Here is a 2,928-nt window from a genome sequence, read left to right on the forward strand (position 1 = left end):
GGCCGGTTCAGCCCCGTCGAGGGGCCGGTTCAGCCCCGTCAAGCGGCCCCGATCGGCGTTGGCCCGGCCCGCCCGGCCTACACGTCGGGACAGACCTGATGCTGGGGGACGCACCTTCGTCGGTTCGGTGGGATCCGGCGCCAGGCGGCACGCCAGCCGCCTGGCGTCCGGCGGTTGATATCCTCACCCGTGCCCTTCGGGGCGCCGGCCGACGTGGCGCAATTGGCAGCGCACCTGTCTTGTAAACAGGTGGTTGGGGGTTCGAGTCCCCCCGTCGGCTCTCTCTGACGCCCCCCAGAAATCCCTTCGTGGCCCAGGCCTCGTCGCGCCTCGCCTCCTGGGAGGCGGCCTCGGACCGCAGGTCAGTCCGGGTCCGGACCGGATGCGCGCGCCTCGTCAACATTCTTGATCGCGTCCTGCAGTCGGGCGATCCAGTCGGCTTCGTGCTGACCGACGAGCCGCACGCACCAGGCCAGCGCGTCCGCGCGCGATCGAGCCACGCCGCCGGCGACCAGGGTGTCGAGGACCAACCGCTCGGGCTGACGTAGCCGCGTCATTACTGGCGTCGCGAGGTGGGTGAAGAGCACACCCATCTCCCCGCTCCGGGCGCCCCAGGCCACCTTGCGATTGAACGCGTCCTCAAGTCCGCGCGCGATGCGCATGCGCTGCTCGCGGGTGGCTTCGCGGAACCGGTCGATGCGGTCGGTATCGTCCCCGGCCGCGTCCTGGCCGGGGGTGGCCGGGACCCGGCCGATGATGGTGATCTCCTCGCGGTCGATGCGCACGTCGGGAGCGCCGTCGAAAAGATCCACCGGTATGACTTTCAGAACCTCAGTCATAATCTCCATGGTTGATTACAACATTACATCTCTATCCCTGCAAGCATTATGCCCCCGGTAGAGGCACGACCCTCCCACGCAGGTGGTCGCGTGGAAGGCCGAGCCGAGCGATAGCGTGGCGGGCACGGCATACGGGCAGCGAAGGAGCCAGCCATGGACGGGCCAGGTCGGATCATCGAGCAGCGGGGGCTGTGGTTCGAGGAGTTCGAGGTGGGCGCGACCTATCGGCACCGGCCGGGCCGGACGGTCACCGAGGCCGACAATGTGCTCTTCACGACGCTGACGATGAATACCCAGCCGTTACACCTCGACGCGGCGATCTCCGATGCGCTCCCGCCCTTCCATGCGCGGCTGGTGAACTCGATGTTCACCCTCTCCACGCTGGTCGGACTCTCGGTCGCGCAGCTGACGCAGGGCACGCTCGTGGCCAATCTGGGCTTCTCGGCGATCGCCTTCCCCGCCCCCGTCTTCATCGGCGACACCTTGTATGCCGAGACCCTTGTCACCGACAAGCGCCCGTCGCGCAGCCGTCCGGGCGAAGGCATCGTGAGCCTGGAGCACACCGCGCGCAATGAGTCGGGGACGGTGGTCGCGACGGCTGCCCGGCAGACGCTCGTTCGGCTCCAGCTGGCGGAGCAGCACGGATGACCGCCTGGCAGCCCGGCCCGGCGTGGCTCTTCTGCCCCGCGGACCGGCCCGACCGTTACGCAAAGGCAGCGGAACGCGCCGACGTCGTGATCATCGACCTCGAGGACGCCGTCCCTCCGGATCGCAAGGCACAGGCTCGGGCCGACCTGACGGCATACGGCGATTTCGATCCGGAACGCACCCTCGTGCGCGTCAATCCGGCGGGCACCGCCGACCACGAGCGTGACCTGGAAGCGTTGGCGCGCAACCAGATTCGCCGGGTGATGCTGGCCAAGACCGAGCTGCCGGAGGACGTCACCGGCCTGAGCGGGTATGACGTGGTCGCGCTCTTCGAGACCCCGCGCGGCATCGTCCGCGCCGCCGAGATCATGCGCGTCCCGCACGTCGTGGGCGCGATGTGGGGCGCCGAGGACCTCGTCGCCGCCATGGGCGGCACCTCCAGCCGGGACGCCGTCAGCGCCTATCGGCCGTATGCCGTGCACGCCCAGAGCGTTGCCCTTCTCGCCGCGAAGGCCGAGGGCAAACTCGCCATCGACGCCGTGCATCTCGACATCCCGGATCTCGACGGGCTCCGGGCGGAGACGGCGAATGCCGCGGCGTCCGGCTTCGACGCCAAGGCGCTAATCCATCCGGGGCACGTGGGGGTGGTCCGCGAGGTCTATGCGCCCACCCCTGAACGCGTGGCTTGGGCCGAGCGGGTGCTCGCAGGCGTGGCCGTGCACGGCGCCGGGGTATTTAGCCTCGACGGTCAAATGGTGGACGGCCCGGTCGTTGCCCAGGCCCGACGGGTGCTGGGCTGGGTTGCCAACTGAGTCTGGTACGGCCTCAGCGGCCAGGAACGACGTGGGCAGCTGGTCCGCCGCCGCGAAACGCAATCCCCAGTCGTCCTGAACCGGCCACTCGACGTGGCTGAACCGGCCACTCGACGGGCTGTAACCGGCCACTCGACGGGCTCTAACCGGCTAGTCACGCGCAGACTGCAGGACTCAGACGGGTGCAGGACGCGGAATAGGTCAGCCGCGGTCGACGCGAGTTTCGTCGATGGTGGTGCCGGTGTTGGGGTCGGTCGACGTGACCCGGGTGGCGTTGTAGCCGTCGGCGCGGCGCGACCCGGCTTGCGCTAGGAAAGACAGCACGATGGCGAGTGCGCCCGCGCCCATGCAGATATAGCCGATCATCGTCAGGTCCACAGCGCTGATGCTGTCGCGGACGGCGAAGGACAGGATCGCCCCGACGACGAGCAGGAAAATACCGAGTCCGATGTACATGAAGGTGCTCCTTACACGTGTGAGGGCGGGGATCACCCGCCCGGTCGTTACCGAGCGTAGGTCGGTGCGTCGCCGGATGGTGGGTTAGGGTCCGCCCAAACCTGCCTCGGCGCAGTGCGCCCGAGCTCGACGCTCTCGCGCACAGCCGACTGGAAACGGCCCTGGACCGGCCT

4 protein-coding genes and 1 tRNA gene are annotated in these 2,928 nt (G+C 68.9%); 3 read left to right on the forward strand and 2 right to left on the reverse strand.

Annotated elements, in window-relative coordinates; all coding sequences use genetic code 11:
- Positions 1-207 precede the first annotated feature (207 nt).
- Positions 208-280 (forward strand) — tRNA-Thr (locus PKH97_RS08380).
- A gap of 82 nt (positions 281-362) precedes the next feature.
- On the opposite strand, the gene PKH97_RS08385 is transcribed toward PKH97_RS08380, so the two are convergent.
- Positions 363-839 (reverse strand): hypothetical protein, encoded by a 477-nt coding sequence (locus PKH97_RS08385; RefSeq protein ID WP_324386954.1) that lies wholly within the window; start codon positions 837-839, stop codon positions 363-365.
- Positions 840-992: 153 nt separating this feature from the next.
- On the opposite strand from PKH97_RS08385, the gene PKH97_RS08390 reads away from it, so the two are divergent.
- Both PKH97_RS08390 and PKH97_RS08395 read left to right on the forward strand, forming a co-directional pair.
- Entirely contained in the window at positions 993-1,487 is a 495-nt protein-coding gene (locus PKH97_RS08390; protein WP_324386955.1) for a MaoC family dehydratase, read from the forward strand.
- Positions 1,484-2,299: a CoA ester lyase gene (locus tag PKH97_RS08395; RefSeq protein ID WP_324386956.1), complete on the forward strand. Its 816-nt coding sequence runs from the start codon at positions 1,484-1,486 to the stop codon at positions 2,297-2,299. The genes PKH97_RS08390 and PKH97_RS08395 overlap by 4 nt, the downstream gene beginning before the upstream one ends.
- Before the next feature lie 201 nt (positions 2,300-2,500).
- Here PKH97_RS08395 and PKH97_RS08400 read toward each other — a convergent pair whose 3' ends face one another.
- Positions 2,501-2,755 (reverse strand): DUF6458 family protein, encoded by a 255-nt coding sequence (locus tag PKH97_RS08400; RefSeq protein ID WP_324386957.1) that lies wholly within the window; start codon positions 2,753-2,755, stop codon positions 2,501-2,503.
- Positions 2,756-2,928: the final 173 nt, after the last annotated feature.

This window comes from Nostocoides sp., from assembly GCF_035343835.1.
In the GTDB taxonomy this organism is placed as follows: domain Bacteria; phylum Actinomycetota; class Actinomycetes; order Actinomycetales; family Dermatophilaceae; genus Nostocoides_A; species Nostocoides_A vanveenii.

Bases quoted from the DNA above. Each gene is read 5' to 3' on its own strand.
- PKH97_RS08390 (WP_324386955.1), top strand. From the start codon at position 993: ATGGACGGGCCAGGTCGGATCATCGAGCAGCGGGGGCTGTGGTTCGAG.
- PKH97_RS08395 (WP_324386956.1), top strand. From the start codon at position 1,484: ATGACCGCCTGGCAGCCCGGCCCGGCGTGGCTCTTCTGCCCCGCGGAC.
- PKH97_RS08400 (WP_324386957.1), bottom strand. From the start codon at position 2,755: ATGTACATCGGACTCGGTATTTTCCTGCTCGTCGTCGGGGCGATCCTG.
- PKH97_RS08385 (WP_324386954.1), bottom strand. From the start codon at position 839: ATGACTGAGGTTCTGAAAGTCATACCGGTGGATCTTTTCGACGGCGCT.